Here is a 263-nt window from a genome sequence, read left to right on the forward strand (position 1 = left end):
ACGCTAATCTTTCAGATGCAGAAAAAGCAGCAGCTAAGAAACAAGCTAAAGCGGCAGCGGACAAAGCTATCCAAGCCATTGACGCAGCAAACGACCAAGCAGGCGTGGACAAAGCGCAAGCAGACGGAATTGCCGCAGTAGCAGCAGTTAATCCAGTGGCTAAGGACAAAGCTAAGGAAGCAGTAGCAGCTAAGCTTAAGGAAAAAGAAGCCGAGATTGATGCGAACGCTAATCTTTCAGATGCAGAAAAAGCAGCAGCTAAG

1 protein-coding gene is annotated in these 263 nt (G+C 47.9%); it reads left to right on the forward strand.

Annotated features, from left to right (window positions below):
* Positions 1-263: DUF1542 domain-containing protein (locus HT693_RS07150; protein WP_172925069.1), on the forward strand; the 263-nt coding region annotated here is incomplete at both ends.

It is taken from the genome of Streptococcus sp. 2154 (assembly GCF_013277255.1).
In the GTDB taxonomy this organism is placed as follows: Bacteria; Bacillota; Bacilli; order Lactobacillales; family Streptococcaceae; genus Streptococcus; species Streptococcus pseudopneumoniae.